This is a genomic window from Stenotrophomonas sp. YIM B06876 (genome assembly GCF_030711595.1).
In the GTDB taxonomy this organism is placed as follows: Bacteria; Pseudomonadota; Gammaproteobacteria; order Xanthomonadales; family Xanthomonadaceae; genus Stenotrophomonas.
Genome location: NZ_JAUJUJ010000505.1, coordinates 1 through 579, shown reverse-complemented (window position 1 = coordinate 579; position 579 = coordinate 1). Strand labels below are relative to the sequence as shown.

At 70.1% G+C, this 579-nt stretch carries 1 protein-coding gene; it reads left to right on the top strand.

Going from position 1 to position 579, the window contains the following annotated elements; translation table 11 throughout:
* Positions 1-17: 17 nt before the first annotated feature.
* On the top strand, positions 18-579 hold a 562-nt coding region (locus tag QZH66_RS18170), incomplete at its 3' end, for a hypothetical protein (protein ID WP_305807197.1).

Below are 579 nucleotides of genomic sequence, written 5' to 3'. Positions count from 1 at the left end.
GCAGCCCGCCCGTCTCCCTGAGCCAGCACCCGGCGCCTGACCCGCGCGCGCACTACCACGCCACCTTCCATAGCGACCACCTTTGCCTGCACGCGCAATGGGCGGACTTGCGCAGCTGCTGCACGGTGTGGGTGAGCCCTGAGGACGACATCGAGCTGCGCCGGGTCGAGCTGTGGAACCTCTGCGCACAGCCCATCACGCTTGAGCTGCTGTCGATGTTCGAGGTGTCCCTGCTGGACGCGCGCGCCGACGAAGCGCATCCGGCGTTCGCCAACCTGTTCGTGCACGCCGACTGGGACAGCGCCGCCCAGGCCCTGTATTTCGTGCGCAAGCCGCACGTGGACCGGCAGCAGGCGCNGTTCGAGGTGTCCCTGCTGGACGCGCGCGCCGACGAAGCGCATCCGGCGTTCGCCAACCTGTTCGTGCACGCCGACTGGGACAGCGCCGCCCAGGCCCTGTATTTCGTGCGCAAGCCGCACGTGGACCGGCAGCAGGCGCTGCACGCGGTGCACTTCATTGCCCATGCCGACTACCCGTTGGCCCGGGTACGCGCGCAGACCGACCGCGCCGCCTGGCGGG